The sequence below is a fragment of the Modestobacter sp. SYSU DS0904 genome, assembly GCF_054051115.1.
Map to the genome: position 1 here is coordinate 24,714 of NZ_JBJHAQ010000034.1, position 15,225 is coordinate 39,938.

The window sequence follows — 15,225 nt, forward strand, 5'->3', positions numbered from 1 at the left end:
TCAGTGCTCGGCGAGCAGGCGACCGTGGCCGCTGAGCCGGTCCTCGATGCCCTGCGAACGCAGGGCGTGCCACACCGTGGCGGCGTTGATCGCGATCACCGGCTTGCCCAGCTCGGCCTCGAGCTCGGCGGCGACGGAGACCGCGGCGAGGTTGGTCCCGGCCTGCACGAGGGCGTCGACGTCCTGGCCGTCGACGCCGAGGAACGCCGCCCGGATCTGCTCGGGGGTGACATCGGCGATGGACGTGGCGCTGTCGCACTTGAGGCCGTGCACCCGCCGGACGTCGAAGCCCAGGTCGCTGAAGAACGTGCGGACCTGCTGGTCACCGACCGGCTGGTAGGGGGTGATGACGGCGATGCGCCGGGCCCCGAACGCGTCGAGTGCCTCCTTGCAGGCCACTGCACCGGTCGAGACCTCGAGCCCGGAGACGTCCCGGACGTGCTGCTCGAACGCGGCGGCACCGTCGGCCCCACCCCAAAAGGTCTCCGCGGACATGCCCATGACGATGCGGTCGGGTTCGCAGGTGACGACGTCGCGGATGGCGACGTCGATCTGGATGCGCAGGTCCTCGAGGAAGGCCTCGAAGTCGGCGTCGTCGGCGAGGCCGGGCTTGGCGATGAAGATGCGCCCGGCGTGGAAGCTGACGCCGGCGGGACGCATCCGGTTGTACTCGTCCTCCACGACGGTGTTCGTCGACGGGACGACGACCCCGAGGACGGCGCGCGGGGAGCTGACGGTGGTCATTCGGTGCCTCCAGATCGGACGGCGACGGCCGGGCCGACCCCGGCGGGGGCGGGCACGGACGGCGGGATGAGGGCCGGAGCAGGGGCCGGCGGCGGGGCGCCCAGCGCGGGGGCGCCGCTGAGCAGCTCGGTCAGCTCGCCCCACGTCTGGTGCAGCGAGGGGTCGGCACCGCCGGAGGCGGCGATGGCGGTGTAGGTCTCGCGCACGGCGCGGGTGGCGGCGAGCAGGCCCGACACCGGGTGGAGAACGAGCGTGACGCCGTGCTCCTGGAGCTCCTGGAGGCTCGTGCCATCGGTCCGTCCCGGGCCGGTCGCCGCCTCGCTGCGGCTGATCACCAGTCGCTTGCCGGTGGCCCGGTGCACCCGGTGGAGCTGGTCGAGGTCCAGGTCGCCCTCGACGAAGACCAGGTCGGCGCCGGCCGCGGCGTAGGCCGCCACCCGGTCCAGCGCCGACTCGAACCCCTCGGGCTGCAGCGCGTCGGTCCGGGCGATGACCAGCATTTCGACCCGGGCGTCGACGGCGGCGCGGATCTTGGCGACCATGGCCTGGCGCGGGATGACCCGCTTGCCCGGCTCGTGCCCCTCCCGCTTGGGCAGCGTCTGGTCCTCCAGCTGGATCGCCCCGGCGCCGGCGCGTTCGAAGGCGCGCACCGTCTCCGCCACCTGGGCGGCGTCGCCGTGCCCGCCGTCGCCGTCGGCCACGAGAGGGACGTCGGTGGCGGCGACCAGCCGGCGGATCTGCTCGACCATCTCCGCGCGGCCGACGAACCCGTGGTCCGGCGCGCCCAGGACGGTGGCCGAGACGCCTGCGCCGGAGACGTACCCGACCTGGAACCCACACGCCTCCAGCGCCCGGGCCGACACCGCGTCGTGGGTGCCGGGTGCTGCGACGGTCTCGCCGGCGAGGACGCCGGCCAGCCGCCGTCCGGCCGGCGCACGCACCCCGGGGCCTGCCGCGCGCAGCCCCGCGGCCAGCCGTGCCCGGGACACCGCGTACGAGGTCAGCATGGACGTCCCGAGCAGGTGGGCGCGGGCCTTGGCCGGGTCGGCGGCGGTCTCGCCGAGCCGGACGGTGCGGGCATGCCGCGCCTCGGCGTCGGTCTCCTGCAGCTCGGCGAAGTTCCGCTTGGTCGCTCGCTGCACGTAGCTGACCGCCGCGTCGCGGCGCGCGTCGTCGTAGGCGCCGGCCACCCCGTCGGGGTCCGCCCCGGCCAGCGCGGCGAGGACGGCGTCGGCCGCTGCCTGCGCGTCGTGGATGCCGCTGTTCATGCCGAGCCCGCCCATGGGGTTGTTGACGTGGACGGAGTCCCCGGCGAGGAGCACCCGGCCGGCCGAGAACCGGGCCGCGACGCGCTGGTGCACGGCGTAGACCGTGGTGTGCGACAGCGGGTAGGGGCTGGTGCGCGGGGAGATCTGCTGCAGGCGCGCCTGCACCGTGACCGGGTCCGTCGCCTCGGCGTCGCTGACGTCCCGCGCCACCTGCATGAGCACCCGCCAGTGCTTCGGGGTGCGCAGCAGCACGCCCCAGTCCTCGGGGTCCGACACGTAGGAGACCAGCGCGAGACCCGGGATCTCCTCGCTCATCTCGTGCGTCGTGGAGGCGACCAGGAACCGCTCCGGGAAGGTGATGCCCTCGAAGGCGATGCCCAGGCTCTTCCGCACGTTCGAGTGCGCCCCGTCCGCGGCTATCACCCACCGGCCCCGGTACGAGGGCAGGCGCCCGTCACCGGGGAGGAAGACGTTCGCTCCGTCGGTGGCCAGCTCCACCCTGCTGACCGGGGCACCGAAGACCAGCTGCACGTGGGCCATGGCCTCCAGCCGCGTCCTGATGATCTCGGTGAGGTTGTTCTGCTCGCTCTGCAACCGGTACGGGTAGGCGGTGTCGGCGGCGAGCACCGACATGTCCATGTCGGCGAGCACCCGGTGCTGACGGTCGCGGTATTGAAAGCTGCTGGCCACCAGCCCTCGGGCGTGCAGGTCGTCGGCGACGCCGAGGGCGTCGAGCACCTCCAGGGTGGGCGGGTGGAAGGTGGAGGCGCGGGACTCCTCGGCGAGGTCGTCGCCGGCCTCGAGGACCACGACGTCGACCCCCTCGAGGGCGAGGGCCAGCGCGGCGACCATGCCGACCGGGCCCATGCCGACGACGACGACCGTCGCGTCGACCGGAGAAGTGATGTCTGTCTGGTGCACGCTGCTCATCTCAGGCGGTGGGGAGTGACGGAGCGGTAGCGCCGACCCCGTCGTGGACACGGACGAACGGCTCGTAGATGTGCGGCTGGCGCGTCTGCAGGGGGTCCAGGTGCAGGCCCATGACCTTGCTGGAGGCCTCGCGGAGGTCGATGTCCACGCGCATCTGCTCCTCGAACCCACCGCGGCAGGTCCAGGCCGTGGGGAACCGCATCAGCGCGATCGGCTGACCCGGGACGAACTCGTCGGCCTGGACGATCTGGCTGCCGAGTCCGCTGGGCGTGTCCAGCCGGGTCGCCGAGACGACGTGGACCCGGTTCTCCTCCGCCCGCTCGACCGCCGCCATGGTGGCCGCCTCGACCCGGTCCCAGCTGGTCGGGTGCGCGATGACCTCGGCCCCGCGGAGGGCGAGGACCCGGGCCACCTCCGGCAGCCAGACCTCCTCGCCGACCATCAACCCGATCCGACCCACGACCGTCTCGGCGACGACGAGCTCGTCCCCCGGGGTGGCCCATCCGCGCTCGGCCGGGTTCAGGTGCGCCTTGCGGTAGCGGGCGAGGACCTCGCCCTCCGGACCGATCAGCCAGGCGGTCGAGTAGAGGCAGTCGCCGTCGCGCTCAACCAGGTGGGCGACGACGTGCATCCCGGCGTCGGCGACGGCTGCGCGCAGCTGGGTCAGCGCCCGGGCGCTCAGCTCGGCGGCGGCGAGCGGGTCGGCCGCCACCTCGCCGGGGGCGAAGCAGAACAGCTCCGGCAGCACGCCGAGCTGCACCCCGCGGGTGCCCGCGTAGCGGATCTGGCCGAGGGCCCGGGTGATCGTCCACCGCTGGTTGTGGAACCAGGACACCTGCAGGGTCGCGGTCGGCACGATCCGGGCGGGTAGGTCACCGGCGGGGCCGTACATCGCCGCGACCGGCAGCTCGTCCACCGGCGTCGTCAGCTCGCGGTAGAGGTCCGGACGCCGGTACTCCACGAGCGACCCCAGACCCGGGACGACCTTGTCGTCGGCCGCCTCGATCTCGATGTCGGCCCAGGCCAGCTCCTCGGCGGTCTCGCCGCAGGTCGCCGCCACCCGGCCGTCGGGCGCCACGATCTGCGAGCCTCCCATCCAGGGGTAGGCGTCCGCGGGGCCGCCGACCGTGTTCGACGAGACGTGCCACACCCGGTTCTCCAGTGCCCGCAGCGGCACGTGCGACCGGTGCTCGTCGGGACCGCGGCTGTTGAGCGAGTTGCACAGCAGCTGCGCTCCGGCCAGGCCGAGTAACCGCGGCACCTCCGGCACGATGCCGTCGGCGCACATCAGCAGGCCCAGCCGCCCGATCGGGGTCTCGACGACCTCGATCGGCTCGTCGCCGGGAACGAAGAGCGTGTACTCGTAGTCCCAGAAGACGTGCTTCCGATGCACCTTCACGAGGTCGCCGTCGGGTCCGATCAGCACCGAGGCGATGTGCACGTCGGGCGCCTGCTCGCCGCGCAGGTCGACGCCGACGACCAGGTACAGGCCCAGCTCGCGGCAGGTCTCCTGCAGCCCGGTCACGAACGGGCCGTCGAGGGTCTCGGCCACCGCCCACGCCCCCTCGCGGGTGGTGAAGTCACGCACCCGGTTGGCGTTCTCGGGCGTGACGAGCAGGCGGGCACCGACGGCGGCCGCCTCCTGCATCCAGCGCCGGACGAGGGCCAGGTTCGCGGGCACGTCGGTACCGGAGAAGAACTGGGCGGTGGCCACGCGGACGACGCTCATGCTGCGCTCCCCTCCGGTCGGGAGTCGGCACCCAGCTGCTGGCGGACCGGCAGGACGGCCGACAGCAGCCGCTGGGTGTACGGGTGTTCCGGGGTGCGGCGGACGGTCTCCCAGGCGCCGTGCTCCACGGCCTGGCCCTGGAGCAGGACGACGACGTCGTCGGCCATCGCCGAGACCGTGGACATGTCGTGCGTGATGAGCAGGTAGGACATGCCGATGCGTTCCTGCAGCTCGTTGAGGGTGTCCAGGATCCGGCCGCGGACCGAGAGATCCAGCGAGGCGGTGGGCTCGTCCAGGACGACGAAGGTCGGCTCGGTGACGATCGCCCGGGCGATGCCGACGCGCTGCTGCTGCCCACCGGACAACTGGGCGGGGTACCGCGACCACAGGCCCGGGTCCAGGTGCGCTGCGGCGAGTGCCTCCTCGCCCTTCCGGCGGCGCTCGGCCACCGGCATCTGCGGGTAGTGGACGTCCAGCGGCTCCTGCACCGACTGCCCCACCGTCCGCCGCGGGTTCAGCGCGAGTTCCGGCTCCTGCAGCACGATCGAGGTCGTCCGACGGAACTCCTGCCAGCCCCGGGCATCGTGGTCACCGAGGGGCCGGCCGTCCACCCGCACCTCGCCGGAGTCGACGGGCTCGGCCCCGAGCACAATCCGGCCGAGGGTCGACTTGCCCGAGCCGGACTCACCGATCACCGCCAGCGTGGTGCCGGCCCGCACGGTGAAGGAGACACCGTCGACGGCGGTGTTGGCGCGCTTCCCCTTGCCGTAGGTCTTGCGCACGTCGTGGACGGACAACTCGTTCACCGGTGGATTCCTCCCGGGACGGCGGTGCTGGTGGCGATCCGTGCACTGCCGGCGGCCTGCGCCGCGGCGTAGTCGTCCTCGCGGACGTGCCGGGACGAGGCGACCACCAGTCCCCGCGTGTACGGGTCAGTGGGGGCGGAGAAGACCCGGTCGACCGGGCCGCTCTCCAGCACCCGGCCGGCGTTCATCACGTAGACGGTGTCGCAGTAGTTCGACACGACGCCGAGGTCGTGGGTGACCAGCAGAACGCCGGTGCCGTCCTCCCGGCAGATGCCGGTGATGACGTCGAGCACGTCCCGCTGGACGGTCAGGTCCAGCGCGGTCGTCGGCTCGTCGGCGACCAGCAGTACCGGGGAGAGCACCAGGCTCATGGCGATCAGCACCCGCTGCGCCATGCCACCGGACAGCTCACCGACGTACCCGCGGAGCACCCGCTCGGTGTCGGTGATCTCGACCCGGCGGAGCATCTGCCGGGCGGCGTCCTTCGTCCACGCGCTCGACCGACCGTGCGATCGGCCGACCGCGAGGAACTGCTTCTCGATCGTCATGATCGGGTTGAGCGCACTCCACGGCTGCTGCGGCACGAAGCCGATCTGCTCGCCCTTGACGGCGCGCAGCTCGCGCCCGCGCAGGGCCTGCAGGTCGCGGCCGAGGAAGGTCGACCGCCCACCGGTGACCCGCCCGTTGCGCGGGAGCATCTCCAGCGCGCCGCGCAGCGAGACCGACTTGCCCGACCCGGTCTCCCCGATGATTCCGACGAACTCCCCGGCATCGACCCGGTAGGAGATCCCGTGCAGCACCGGGGTGACGACGCCGTCGCGGGCGAACTCCACCCGCAGCGCCTCCACGTCCAGCAGTACCTGGCCGACCTCGGGCGCGGGACCGGTGGACGGCGCGAGGCCGGTGGACGAGGTCATCGGGACTCCCGGGCGAAGTGCGCATCGAGGCTGTCGGCGACGAGGTTGAAGGCGACGATCGACCAGACCAGGCCCAGACACGGGAAGAACACCGGCCACCACTGGCCGATCGTGAGACCGCCGACGCCGAGCTGGATCATGGCGCCCCAGCTGGGGGTGGGTGGCGCGATGCCGAGACCGAGGAAGGACATCGCCCCGATCGCCGACAGCGAGATCGCCGCGCTGACGCTGGCCTGGGACAGGATCGCGCCGGAGACGTTGGGCAGGATGTGCCGGCGCAGCACGTGGCCGCTCCTCGCCCCGATCACCCGTGCGAAGAACACGTACCGCGCCGAGGACACCTGCATCGCCTCGGTGCGCGTCAGCCGGATGAAGCGGGGCATGTTGAGCACGGCCAGGGTGATCAGCAGGACCGTGGTGCCCCCGCCGGTGATCCGCACGATCACCAGCACCAGGATCAGGGTGGGGAAGGCCTGGAAGCCGTCGACGATGCGCATGATCGGCTCTGCGGTGCGCCCGCCGGCGCTCGCCAGCAGCCCGAGGAGCGTGCCCAGCACCGCCGCGATCACGGTGCTGCCCAGCGCCAGGGGGAGGTCGGCCAGGCCGGCGGCGAGGGTCCGGGCGAACAGGTCGCGACCGGCGCTGTCGGTGCCGAACAGGTACTCGCCCGACGGGGCGGCGAGGACGTCGGAGCTGATGAACGACGGACGCATCGCGACGGTGGCCACCACGCCCCCGAGGAGCACCGCGACGAGCATCGCCGCGCCGATCCACACCTGGGCCGTGAAGGGACCGCGCCCGCCAGGGCGTGCCGGGCGGGTGACTCGGCGTCGGAGGGTGGCAGCACCCGTGACGTCGGTGTCGGGTGTCGTGTCGGCGGGCGTCGGAGGCCCGGCGGTCGGGGTGTCGACCGTGCTGCCCAGCGGGGTTGTCACGGTGTCACTCAGCCTTTCTGACGGACGCGCGGGTCGGTGAGGACGATGACCAGGTCGATGAGCAGGAAGACCAGCACCGTGAGCGAGCCGAAGACGATGACGGTGCCCTGGATCGCGGGCAGGTCGAGGCGGAAGATCGAATCGACGCTGTAGGCCGCGGCGCCGTCCAGGGTGAAGATCTTCTGCAAGATCGAGCCACCGCCGAGGACGACGCCGAGGACGATCGCGACCGTGGTCAGCACCGAGGACCGGGTGACCGAGAACGCGGACCGGTAGACCCGCCAGGGCGACAGCCCCAGGGCCTTGGCGTACTGCACCTGGGGTGAGGACAGCACGGTGGTGAAGTTCGACCGGGTCACCTTCGCGAACGCGGCGGCGAGCACGACCCCGACGCTGAGGACCGGCAGCACCAGCTGGGCGAGGGCCTGCCAGAAGGAGATCCAGTTGCCGGCCAGCGCGCTGTCGATCAGCGCGACGTGGGTGACGTCCGGGGACTGGACGGCGCCGATCGGCAGCTGACCGACCGGCGCGGGGAGCCAGCCGAGCAGGTAGAAGAACACGAAGATCGCCACGAGGGCGAGCACGTACTCGGGGATCGACTGCAGCGCGCTGACGACGACCCGGAGGACGCCGTCGGGCCAGCGGTCCCGCGTGTAGGCCGCGATCGAACCGGCTGCGACGCCGAGCACCACGGCCACCAGGAGGGACAGCAGCCCGATCACCAGGTCCAGCGGCAGGCGCCCGAAGATCTCGTCGGTGACCGGCCCCTTGGAGAAGTAGGAGGTGCCGAGGTCACCGCGCACGAGGTCGCTCAGGAACTGGACGTACTGGTGCCAGATGCCGTCGTTGAGCCCGAGGTCGTCCCGGACCTGCGCGATGGCGTCGGCGTCGGCGTACTCACCGGCCAGGGTGGCGGCCGCATCGGCGCCGGTGGCCCGGATGAGGAAGAACGTCAGGGTCGCGATGGCGAACACCGAGACCGGGATGGCGACGAGCCGCTTCACGACGGTGCTCGCGGGGACGTGCCGCATCTGCGTCTCCTCTCGTGGTCTGTGGTGCCGGGCTGGATGTGGTGCCGTCGGGCCGGCCGGGGGTGCGCCCCAGCCGGCCCGACCTGGGGACTACTGGCCGCAGGTGGTGACCGAGCCGGCCAGGTCGAAGGCCAGGGTCGACGTCGGCACGCTCTCCACGCAGGTGGCCCGGACGAAGTACGTCGACTTGTCGACCAGGTAGATCGCCGGCTGCAGGGTGTCGATCAGATCCGACAGCTCCTGGGTCGCCGCCTCGTCGCCGGCGCCGTCGGCCATCAGCGACGCGGTCAGGTCGTTGAGGTCGGCGTCGGAGTACCCGGCGTAGTTCTGCAGGCCGCCGTCGGCGTTGGTGATCCACCCGCTGTAGCCGGCGTTGGCGAAGGCCGGGGTCTCGGCCATCAGCCAAGCCTGCATGGAGCGATCCAGGCCCTGGCTGCGGAAGTCGGTCGCCGAGGGGACGGTCTCGATCTCGACCGTGATGCCCACGGCGGCCAGCTGTTGCTGGATCAGGGCAGCGAGGCTCTGCGAGTAGGTGCCGGGCTGGGCGGGAGAGACCGACAGGGTCAGTGTGAAACCGTCCGCGTACCCCGCCTCCGCCAGCAGGGACGTGGCCTGCTCGACGTCCTGCGTGTAGTTCTCCCCCTCATCCACGCCGAACGCCTGCGACAGTCCGGCGGAGGAGGGGTCGGCGAAGCCCTGGTAGATGCTGGCGGCGATGGCCTCGCGGTCGAGAGCGAGCGAGATGGCCTCCCGGACCTGCGTGTTCCCGACTATCGGGTCCGCGGCGTTCAACCCCAGCCAGTCACGCTGCGAGGACGCGCACTCGACCACGTTGACACCGCTGCCCGACTCGAGGGACGCCAGCTGCGTGTAGTCCAGCCCGTTGGTCTCCGATGCCTGCCCGGACTGCACCAGCTGGATGCGCGCAGAGGCGTCGGTGACCGTCTGCACGGTGACCGTGCTGACGTTCCCGCGCTCACCCTGGTAGTTCTCGTTCCGGCTGAAGACGAGCTGCTGGGCGCCGAACGAGGTGAGGTCCCACGGCCCGAAGTTGGCGGTGTGGTCGGTCAGGTAGGCCACGGCCCACGGGTCGTCGGCGGTGGCCTGCGCCTGTGCTGCGGTGGAGTCGTGGATGATCCCGGCGACCCCGGCCAGGGCGTAGGGCGCCAGCGCGGAGGGCTCGGTCAGGTTGAGCCGGAAGTGGGTGTCGTCGGTGACCGTGATGGTTTCGGCCTCGTCGAAGCCGCCCACGGTGAACCAGAGGGTCTGAGCACCCGCGTCGAGCGCCTTGATCCGGTCGATGGTCCAGACGACGTCGGCCGAGGTGAGGACGTTCCCGGCGGCGCTCTGCACGCCGTCCTTGAGCACGATGTCAATGCCCATGCCGTCGTCGGTGACCGCCCAGCTCTGCACCAGCGGGCTCTCGTCGTCGATCTCGGTGGGCGCGTCGTCCATGCAGGAGTCGGCGTCCTCGTCGCTCTTGGACAGGTTCAGCAGGCGGCTCTGCTGGATGTCCCCCAGGGTCTTCGAGGCCTCGCTGGCGAAGGACGCCCGGTCGACCCCCTGGAAGTCCTGCGCGATGGCGATGACGTAGTTCGCGTCTGCTGCCGCCTCACCGTCCGTCGCGCTGGTGCTCACGTCAGCGTTGCTGCAACCGGCGAGCACGAGCCCGGCGACGGTGAAGAGGGCCAACGGGCCCATCATGCGGATCTTCGGCATTGGCGTCTCTCTCGAGGGGTCGGGTGGCCGGACGAACGGGCGCACATGAAGCCTTTTTTCGCATGCTGCGATGTTGCGACTCAGCATGTGAGAGCGACCCTGCCAGCCGGCGAGCTGCCCATTCAAGAGCGGAGGCCCGAGTTAACAGGGGTTTCCGGAACATGTGACGTCCTGGAAACATGAACACTCAGGACGGCTCCAGTAGGTTGCGAGGGCGACTTTCAGAGCGTGCGAACAGGAGTCGACGATGACCGCTTCACACGACCGCAGGACGGCCACCGGTACCGAGAGCGGCCGCAAACTGCTCTCGGTGCTGCTCTGCTTCTCGGGGGCACGACCGGCGTGGACGATCGCCGAGATCGCAGCAGAGCTCGACCTCACGGCCTCCAGCGCGTACCGCTACGTCGCACAGCTGCGCGAGTCCGGGCTCCTGGAGGCGGGCCCGAACAGCGTCTACCGGGTCACCGACAGGGTGATGAGCCTGGCCGAGGCCTGCGAGAGCGGCCGGTCGCCCCTGGTCGATCTCGCGCTCCCGGTCATGACCATGCTCCGCGACGGGATCGGCGAGACGGTGCTGCTCGCCCGCCGCTCGGGCGATGCCGCGTTCTGCGTGGAACGGGTCGAGTCACACCAGGCGGTGCGCCTGCAGTTCGAGCGGGGTCAGGCGATGCAGCTGCACTCCGGATCGATGCCGAGGCTGCTGCTGTCCTACATGCCGCAGCACGAGCGGGAGCGCTACCTGGAGCGGGTGCGTCCGATGCTGGCGCCCGACCGGCTGGCGATGCTGTCGAGCGAGGCCCTGGAGCGAACGGCCCGGCTGGGCAACAGCGAGAGCATGGCGGAGATCGACGACGGGATCTGGGGCTGCGCAGCAGCGATCCGCCGCGGTCACGACGTCATCGCGGTCATCGGCACCGCCGGTCCCGCCTACCGTCTGGACGCCGACCGCCGGGCGGACATCCGGCGCATGATCATCGCCGGCGCCGACCGGATCTCCGAGGCACTGGAACCGCCCCGCCGTTGACGGCGCCGGACGTCGCAGCGCGCCCTCGGCCCCTTCTCGCAGGGGCCGAGGGACCCCTTCTTCAGGCGCTGGCGTCGGTGAGGCGCTGCCGCTGCTCGTCGGTGAGCACCAGGTCCAGCATCGGCAGCAGGTCGGCCAGCTGCTCCACGGTGCGGCCACTGGCGATCGGCGCGGTCACCGTGGGCTGGTCGGCGAGCCAGCGCAGCGCGACGGCGGCGACGGTCACGCTCTGCGCGTCGGCGACCTGCTGCAGCGCGGCGAGCACCCGGTCGCCCTTCTCCCCCACGTACTTCGCCGCGCCCTTCGCGCGCGGGGAGTCGATGGTCTCCCCCGCCCGGTACTTGCCGGTCAGGAAGCCACGGGCCAGCCCGAAGTAGGGCAGCACGCCGAGCTCGTGCTCGGCCGCGACGGCCTGCAGCTCGTCCTCGTAGACGGCGCGCTCCATCAGGTTGTAGTGCGGCTGGAGCGCCACGTACCGGGTGACCCCGAGCTCGTCCGACGTGCGCAGCGCCTCGGTCAGCCGCTCGGGCGAGTAGTTCGACGCCGCGACGTGGCGCACCTTGCCGGCCTGCACCAACTCGTCGAAGGCGCGCAGCGTCTCCTCCAGCGGCGTGCTCTGGTCGTCGTAGTGCGCGTAGTACAGGTCGATGTGGTCGGTCTGCAGATTGCGCAGCGACCGGTCGCAGGCCGCCCGGATCTCCGCCGCAGACAGGGGGTGCTCCTTCTCCCCCGGGCTGGCCTTGGTGGCCACCACCATCCGGTCGCGCGCGCCGCGCTCGGCCATCCAGTTGCCCAGGACGGTCTCCGAGGCGCCGTCGCCGTACATCTCGGCGGTGTCGACGAACGGCGACTGGGTGCTGGGGACGGCGTCGAGGAACCGGTCGAGCACGGCGAAGGACGTCGGCTCGTCGGCGGTCCACCCGAAGACGTTGCCGCCCAGGCAGAGGTCACTGACGGTCAGGTCGGTCCCGGGGAGCTGAGGCATGTCCACCACGCTAGGACGGCACCCGGTGCCGCGCGCGCCGTACCCGGCGTGATCAACTGCGTTACGAAAGTGACCCAGGGGTAGTGAACCCCCGGGAATCCGGGCCCAGCGCTCGCCAACACCCAGGTCGGCATGGCAACGTGCCGCCCGTTGCTGGTCGACGATGGGGTCGGCCAGATCCGCCCACCGGGCCCCCGTGATCACGCGGAGTGCCCGGTGGATGCCCCGGCGTCCGCGAGGACTCCCGGGGGCCGTGCCCGGTCGGACCGGGCACGACGAACACGGCGGCCCGCCCGAGGGCCGGGCCGCCGACCACGACACCGAGAGGAACCCGCATGAACAAGGCCGAACTCGTCTCCGCCATCGCCAAGCGCGCCGACGTCCCCGCCAGCACCGTCGACTCCGTGATCAACGGCCTCCAGGAGGAGCTCGTCGACGCCATCACCCGCGGCGACAAGGTGGCGGTGCCCGGCCTGCTGACCGTCGAGCGGGCGCAGCGCTCCGCCCGCACCGGTCGCAACCCGCAGACCGGCGAGTCCATCGAGATCGCCGCTGCCAACACCGTCAAGGTGACCGCCGGCTCCAACCTGAAGAAGGCTGCCGCGGCCGTTCCGGTCGACTGATGAAGGACCTGGCTGCTCCCCACGACGCGCTCCGCGCGCCGCGGGCCCCTGCAGCCAGGCCGTTCTAGCGCGTACCGGCGCCCCCGTTGCGCTCCTGGCACTCGTGCCAGGATGCGAGCGGGGGCGCTGCTCATCGGGGAGCCGGGCCCGCGACGAGCGGAGCGCCGGTGGCGGCAACCGAGCTGACCGTGTCGACCGACCCGGCCGACGTCGGGCTGGACGCCGCCCGCCTGCAGCGGCTGGACCGCCGGCTGGCCCGCTACGTCGACGAGGGCCGCCTGCCCGGCTTCCTGGTCACCGTCGCCCGGCACGGCCGGCTGGCGCACGTGGGCATGGGTGGGCAGCGGGACGTCGAGGCCGGCCGCCCGGTCACCGCCGATACCCGCTGGCGGATCTACTCGATGACCAAGCCGGTCACCTCGGTCGCGGCGATGTCGCTGTACGAGGAGGGCGCCTTCGAGCTCACCGACCCGATCAGCCGCTGGCTGCCCGAGTTCGCGGAGACGCGGGTGTGGACCGCCGGCCCGGCCCAGAAGCCGGTGACCGTGCCGCTGATGGAGCCGATCCGGGTCTGGCACCTGCTGACGCACACCGCAGGGCTCACCTACGGCTTCCACCACGCCCACCCGGTCGACGAGCTCTACCGGCTGCGCGGCCACGAGTGGGGCACCCCGCCCGGGGCCGACTCCGCCGAGGTGGTGCGTCAGTTCGCCGAGATGCCGCTGCTCTTCCAGCCCGGCACCGAGTGGAACTACGGCGTCTCGACCGACGTGCTCGGCCGGCTGGTCGAGGTCGTCGCCGGGAAGCCGCTGGACGAGGTCTTCGCCGAGCGGGTGTTCGGCCCGCTGGGCATGACCGAGACCTCCTTCGGGCTGCGCCCCGGGGACGACGTCGACTCCCTCGCCCAGCTCTACGGGCCCGGGGTGACCCCGCTCCCGGCGCCGTTCGCCCGGGCCGCGCTGCGCAGGCCCACCTTCCTCGCCGGCGGCGCCGGGCTGGTCTCCACGGCCGGTGACTACCTGCGGTTCGTCGAGATGCTGCGGGCCGGTGGGGCGACACCGTCCGGGGAGCGGGTGCTGGGCCCACGAACGCTGGCGCACATGGTGCGCAACCACCTGCCCGGGGGCCTGGACCTCGAGTCCGCCGGGCGACCGCTGTACGCGGAGACCCCGCTGCGCGGCGTCGGCTTCGGGCTCGGCTTCTCCATGGTGCTCGACCCGGTGCGCTACGGCGGGGTGGCCAGCGTGGGCACCTACGGCTGGGGCGGAGCGGCCTCGACGGAGTTCTACGTCGACCCGGTGGAGGACCTGACGGTCACCTTCCACACCCAGCTGCTGCCCTCGAGCACCCTGCCGGTGCGCAACCACCTCCGCCCGCTGGTGCAGCAGGCCATCCGCTGACGCCCGCCGCTCGCCCAAGTGGCCACTTTGGTGGGATGAGCGCATGGAGCCCGGTCACGTCCTGCTGCCCGACGCGCGCACCCTGCACGGTTCCTGGGACGCCGCCCGGCCCCCGGCACTGACCGTCGACCCGGGGACGACGGTGCGGCTGGGCACGCTGGACTCCGGCTGGTCGACCGGCCCCTACACCGGCCCGGACACCGTCGAGGGGCTCGCCGCCCGCCCACGGCACCCCGCGCACGACCCGGCGCACGGGCACGCGCTCACCGGCCCGGTCGCCGTCCGCGGGGCCTCGGTCGGCGACGTGCTCAGCATCCGCATCGACGACGTCGTCCCCGGGCCGTTCGGCACCACCTACGTCGGGCTGCGGTCCACCGCGCTCAACGAGTGGCTCGGGGTGACCGTCGCCCCCGTCGTCCACCGGTGGACCCTCGACGCGACCGCCGGCGTCGGGCGCAACCAGGCCGGGCACTCGGTCGCGCTACGGCCCTTCCCCGGGGTGATCGGCGTGCCCCCGGCCGAGCCGGGCCAGCACTCGACGATCCCGCCCTACTGGCACGGCGGGAACCTCGACTGCCGCGAGCTGGTCGCCGGCTCGACGCTGTACCTGCCGGTGACCGTGCCCGACGGGCTGCTGTCGGTCGGCGACGGGCACGCCGCGCAGGGCGACGGCGAGGTCGGCGGGACGGCGATCGAGTGCCCGCTGGAACGCATCGACCTGACCCTCGACGTGCTGCCCGACCTGTTCGGCGCGGCGCTCACCACGCCGGTCGCGCGGACCCCCGCGGGCTGGGTGACCATGGGCGTCGCCGACGACCTGGACGAGGCGATGGCGGTCGCGCTGGACGCGATGCTCGACGTCATCGCGGCGGTGCACGGGATGGGCCGCTCCGACGCGCTCGCCCTGGCCAGCGTGGTGGTCGACCTGCGGGTCACCCAGGTGGTGAACCAGGTGGTCGGCGTGCACGCCGTCCTCCCCTGGGGCGCGATCCGCTAGCCCGTCCCCGGGGTGGGGGGGGGGGGGGGGGCGGCGGCGGGGCCGGGGGCGGGGGCGGGGGGGGGGGGGGCGGGGGGGGGGGGCGGGGGGGGGGGGGGGGGGGGGGGGTGTGGGGGG

General features: G+C 72.4%; 13 protein-coding genes. 4 read left to right on the top strand and 9 right to left on the bottom strand.

The genetic code is table 11. The features are described 5' to 3' along the window. The 8 genes from ACI79U_RS17595 to ACI79U_RS17630 all read right to left on the bottom strand — a co-directional run bounded on the left by ACI79U_RS17595 (position 1) and on the right by ACI79U_RS17630 (position 10,079). A complete protein-coding gene (locus ACI79U_RS17595) occupies positions 1–744 on the bottom strand; it encodes a maleate cis-trans isomerase family protein (RefSeq protein ID WP_457071357.1) in 744 nt (247 codons plus the stop codon). Beyond that, positions 741–2,933 (bottom strand): FAD-dependent monooxygenase, encoded by a 2,193-nt coding sequence (locus ACI79U_RS17600; protein ID WP_457071355.1) that lies wholly within the window; start codon positions 2,931–2,933, stop codon positions 741–743. The genes ACI79U_RS17595 and ACI79U_RS17600 overlap by 4 nt, the downstream gene beginning before the upstream one ends. Positions 2,934–2,943: 10 nt before the next feature. Beyond that, positions 2,944–4,671 carry a nitrilase-related carbon-nitrogen hydrolase gene (locus ACI79U_RS17605; protein WP_457071353.1) on the bottom strand — a complete coding sequence of 576 codons (1,728 nt, stop codon included), beginning with the start codon at positions 4,669–4,671 and terminating at the stop codon, positions 2,944–2,946. Beyond that, on the bottom strand, positions 4,668–5,477 hold the full coding sequence (locus ACI79U_RS17610; protein ID WP_457071351.1) for an ABC transporter ATP-binding protein: 810 nt from the start codon (positions 5,475–5,477) through the stop codon (positions 4,668–4,670). The genes ACI79U_RS17605 and ACI79U_RS17610 overlap by 4 nt, the downstream gene beginning before the upstream one ends. After that, on the bottom strand, positions 5,474–6,394 hold the full coding sequence (locus tag ACI79U_RS17615; RefSeq protein ID WP_457071349.1) for an ABC transporter ATP-binding protein: 921 nt from the start codon (positions 6,392–6,394) through the stop codon (positions 5,474–5,476). Before ACI79U_RS17615 ends, ACI79U_RS17610 begins: the two co-directional genes overlap by 4 nt. Next, positions 6,391–7,152, bottom strand: coding sequence for an ABC transporter permease (locus tag ACI79U_RS17620; RefSeq protein ID WP_457071347.1), 762 nt, complete (start codon positions 7,150–7,152; stop codon positions 6,391–6,393). Before ACI79U_RS17620 ends, ACI79U_RS17615 begins: the two co-directional genes overlap by 4 nt. A 185-nt stretch (positions 7,153–7,337) precedes the next feature. Next, positions 7,338–8,360 carry an ABC transporter permease gene (locus ACI79U_RS17625; RefSeq protein ID WP_457071345.1) on the bottom strand — a complete coding sequence of 341 codons (1,023 nt, stop codon included), beginning with the start codon at positions 8,358–8,360 and terminating at the stop codon, positions 7,338–7,340. A gap of 90 nt (positions 8,361–8,450) precedes the next feature. Continuing rightward, positions 8,451–10,079, bottom strand: coding sequence for an ABC transporter substrate-binding protein (locus tag ACI79U_RS17630; protein WP_457071343.1), 1,629 nt, complete (start codon positions 10,077–10,079; stop codon positions 8,451–8,453). A gap of 247 nt (positions 10,080–10,326) precedes the next feature. On the opposite strand from ACI79U_RS17630, the gene ACI79U_RS17635 reads away from it, so the two are divergent. Then, a complete protein-coding gene (locus ACI79U_RS17635) occupies positions 10,327–11,103 on the top strand; it encodes an IclR family transcriptional regulator (protein WP_457071340.1) in 777 nt (258 codons plus the stop codon). Between the two features lie 61 nt (positions 11,104–11,164). Here ACI79U_RS17635 and ACI79U_RS17640 read toward each other — a convergent pair whose 3' ends face one another. Beyond that, positions 11,165–12,088 carry an aldo/keto reductase gene (locus ACI79U_RS17640; RefSeq protein ID WP_457071338.1) on the bottom strand — a complete coding sequence of 308 codons (924 nt, stop codon included), beginning with the start codon at positions 12,086–12,088 and terminating at the stop codon, positions 11,165–11,167. A gap of 335 nt (positions 12,089–12,423) precedes the next feature. Between ACI79U_RS17640 and ACI79U_RS17645 the strand changes: the two genes are divergently transcribed. The 3 genes from ACI79U_RS17645 (at position 12,424) to ACI79U_RS17655 (ending at position 15,108) form a co-directional block, all read left to right on the top strand. Then, entirely contained in the window at positions 12,424–12,711 is a 288-nt protein-coding gene (locus ACI79U_RS17645) for an HU family DNA-binding protein (protein WP_457071336.1), read from the top strand. A gap of 167 nt (positions 12,712–12,878) precedes the next feature. Continuing rightward, on the top strand, positions 12,879–14,111 hold the full coding sequence (locus ACI79U_RS17650; protein ID WP_457071334.1) for a serine hydrolase domain-containing protein: 1,233 nt from the start codon (positions 12,879–12,881) through the stop codon (positions 14,109–14,111). Between the two features lie 43 nt (positions 14,112–14,154). Then, entirely contained in the window at positions 14,155–15,108 is a 954-nt protein-coding gene (locus tag ACI79U_RS17655; protein ID WP_457071332.1) for an acetamidase/formamidase family protein, read from the top strand. The last annotated feature ends 117 nt before the right edge of the window (positions 15,109–15,225 follow it).

Excerpts from the sequence above, each read along its gene's own strand:
- ACI79U_RS17645 (WP_457071336.1), top strand. The coding sequence starts at position 12,424 with ATGAACAAGGCCGAACTCGTCTCCGCCATCGCCAAGCGCGCCGACGTC.
- ACI79U_RS17615 (WP_457071349.1), bottom strand. The coding sequence starts at position 6,394 with ATGACCTCGTCCACCGGCCTCGCGCCGTCCACCGGTCCCGCGCCCGAG.
- ACI79U_RS17595 (WP_457071357.1), bottom strand. The coding sequence starts at position 744 with ATGACCACCGTCAGCTCCCCGCGCGCCGTCCTCGGGGTCGTCGTCCCG.
- ACI79U_RS17635 (WP_457071340.1), top strand. The coding sequence starts at position 10,327 with ATGACCGCTTCACACGACCGCAGGACGGCCACCGGTACCGAGAGCGGC.
- ACI79U_RS17630 (WP_457071343.1), bottom strand. The coding sequence starts at position 10,079 with ATGCCGAAGATCCGCATGATGGGCCCGTTGGCCCTCTTCACCGTCGCC.
- ACI79U_RS17605 (WP_457071353.1), bottom strand. The coding sequence starts at position 4,671 with ATGAGCGTCGTCCGCGTGGCCACCGCCCAGTTCTTCTCCGGTACCGAC.
- ACI79U_RS17625 (WP_457071345.1), bottom strand. The coding sequence starts at position 8,360 with ATGCGGCACGTCCCCGCGAGCACCGTCGTGAAGCGGCTCGTCGCCATC.
- ACI79U_RS17655 (WP_457071332.1), top strand. The coding sequence starts at position 14,155 with ATGGAGCCCGGTCACGTCCTGCTGCCCGACGCGCGCACCCTGCACGGT.
- ACI79U_RS17640 (WP_457071338.1), bottom strand. The coding sequence starts at position 12,088 with ATGCCTCAGCTCCCCGGGACCGACCTGACCGTCAGTGACCTCTGCCTG.
- ACI79U_RS17620 (WP_457071347.1), bottom strand. The coding sequence starts at position 7,152 with ATGCTCGTCGCGGTGCTCCTCGGGGGCGTGGTGGCCACCGTCGCGATG.